General features: G+C 38.2%; 3 protein-coding genes and 5 tRNA genes. All 8 read right to left on the bottom strand.

Translation table 11 applies throughout. The annotated features are described in order from the left end of the window. Positions 1 to 74: 74 nt before the first annotated feature. Complete coding sequence (locus QZ334_RS08145; RefSeq protein ID WP_295233527.1) at positions 75 to 530, bottom strand: DUF523 domain-containing protein; 456 nt, start codon at positions 528 to 530, stop codon at positions 75 to 77. 134 nt (positions 531 to 664) lie between these two features. Next, positions 665 to 753 (bottom strand) — tRNA-Leu (locus tag QZ334_RS08140). Positions 754 to 767: 14 nt separating this feature from the next. Next, positions 768 to 842: transfer RNA gene (locus QZ334_RS08135), tRNA-Cys, on the bottom strand. Between the two features lie 9 nt (positions 843 to 851). Next, positions 852 to 926, bottom strand: a tRNA-Gly gene (locus QZ334_RS08130). A gap of 7 nt (positions 927 to 933) precedes the next feature. Then, positions 934 to 1,009: transfer RNA gene (locus QZ334_RS08125), tRNA-Phe, on the bottom strand. A gap of 5 nt (positions 1,010 to 1,014) precedes the next feature. Further along, positions 1,015 to 1,090, bottom strand: a tRNA-Asp gene (locus QZ334_RS08120). A 50-nt stretch (positions 1,091 to 1,140) separates the two neighbouring features. Next, positions 1,141 to 1,737 carry an MBL fold metallo-hydrolase gene (locus QZ334_RS08115; protein WP_295215567.1) on the bottom strand — a complete coding sequence of 199 codons (597 nt, stop codon included), beginning with the start codon at positions 1,735 to 1,737 and terminating at the stop codon, positions 1,141 to 1,143. Positions 1,738 to 1,750: 13 nt separating this feature from the next. After that, on the bottom strand, positions 1,751 to 2,049 hold a 299-nt coding region (locus QZ334_RS08110), incomplete at its 5' end, for a potassium transporter TrkG (protein ID WP_323758629.1).

Below are 2,049 nucleotides of genomic sequence, written 5' to 3'. Positions count from 1 at the left end.
TGTTAGTATAATGTAGTTTAGGTTTAATGTAGTTTAGGTTTCACTAACACGAAAAAAAGAGATGAGTTAAAAACTCATCTCTTTTTTTGTTCCATTAATAGGTCAATATCTTCTTCCGTATAAACCTCTATATTATTCATTAATAAGGCCTCTACAGTACATCCGTGCCCCTCTCGCAGGGTTTTACTAAAGGTACCATCATAAATACGCTTATAACCGCAACTAGGACTTTTTGCTTTCATTAGAGCCTGCTTACATCCCTGTTGCATTGCTATATGCAATGCAATTTGAGCCCCTTTATAAAATTCTGTGGTTACATCAGTTCCATTAGCCGTACATACACGTTTACCTTGTCGTTCCGCAGGGTCTCGAGGTATGGTAAGACCACCTAATACTTCTGGACATACGGATACCAGATCAAAAGTATCCTTTAACAGTGGTAACTGTTCTATAAGATTATCTTTTCCATCATAACGACAGGATACGCCACATAGACATTCACTAATTAATAATTTTGCTTTATTATTCATAACTTTATTAAACATAGATAATCGTATTTGAAATATGCCATTCTAATAACAAACGCACTCTCATATTTTTAAATTATACACATTTAAAATCTAGATTTACATAAGAAAAAAGACTAACCGAAGTTAGTCTTAATTGGTGCCGAGGACCGGAATCGAACCGGTACGGTTGTTTCCAACCGACGGATTTTAAGTCCGTTGCGTCTGCCTGTTCCGCCACCCCGGCATGGGTAACGATTGTGGAGGCGGCACCCAGAATCGAACTGGGGAATAAAGGTTTTGCAGACCTCTGCCTTACCGCTTGGCTATGCCGCCATATAAAATTGGAGCGGGAAACGAGATTCGAACTCGCGACCCCCGCCTTGGCAAGGCGGTGCTCTACCGCTGAGCTATTCCCGCATGTACATGGTGCCTCAGGACAGAATCGAACTGTCGACACACGGATTTTCAGTCCGTTGCTCTACCAACTGAGCTACCGAGGCATGAATGGCGACCCCGATCAGATTTGAACTGACGATCTTCGCCGTGACAGGGCGACATGTTAACCGCTACACCACGGGGCCGTATCCAAAGTACTTGCTTAGTATATCGGTTATCAGGACTTTTGTCAACACTATCCTACAATATTTTTGATGAATTCTTCTTCATCTTTTAATGTTGTAGATTCTTTATGTCCTGGTTCGACAATTAAATCCTTTGACAACGTTAATATATGCTTCAAACTAATGATTAAATCATGGGGATTACTCTTATAGTTGTCGGTATTTCCTACATTTTGTTTGAATAAAGTATCTCCAGAAAAAAGATGTCCACCAATCTCCAAACAAACTGAGCCAGCACTATGGCCTGGTGTATGATGTACGATTATTTTAAAAGGCCCTACTTCTAATTTACCAGCCACTAAATCTTTACAATTCGTGTACATCTTCTTTTTATATACACTAGGTCTACGTCGGATTAGTTGTAATAACTCTTGATCCAAAGGATGTAAATAAGCAGGAATATTATAATACTCACAAACCTCATCAAGAGCCGATACATGATCACAATGACCATGTGTTAATAATACTGCTATAGGCTCAGAATCTCCTACCATTTCAATTATATGCTTACAATGAAACCCGGGATCAATAATAAGAGATTTTCCATCTTTAATTAATACATAACAATTTGCTTTATAAAGCCCTAGAGGGCGTTTTATAATATTCATATTATTCGCCCTCCTATAGGATACGATACCGTTTAGCAGATTGTTTTTTTATAAAATACCCTTCCCAGAATTGAGGATGAAGCATAACAAGAATTGTAAATAATTCCAAACGACCTAATAACATATCTGCCATTGCTACGCATTTAGCACCATCAGACATACTACCAAAGGCATCTGTAGGCCCAAAGCCACCAAATCCAATGCCAACATTACTAAGAAAAGCTGTTATAATTTGCATCGCATCATAAGTAGACATTCCAGAACAAGTCATAAGGAAAACAGATATAACGTAAATCATTAAATATAAAAATA

This window comes from Veillonella sp. (genome assembly GCF_019414865.1).
In the GTDB taxonomy this organism is placed as follows: domain Bacteria; phylum Bacillota; class Negativicutes; order Veillonellales; family Veillonellaceae; genus Veillonella.
Note: the sequence above shows the minus strand (reverse complement) of the source record. Positions and strands in the feature narration are given on the sequence as shown.

Bases quoted from the DNA above. Each gene is read 5' to 3' on its own strand.
- QZ334_RS08145 (WP_295233527.1), bottom strand. From the start codon at position 530: ATGAATAATAAAGCAAAATTATTAATTAGTGAATGTCTATGTGGCGTA.
- QZ334_RS08115 (WP_295215567.1), bottom strand. From the start codon at position 1,737: ATGAATATTATAAAACGCCCTCTAGGGCTTTATAAAGCAAATTGTTAT.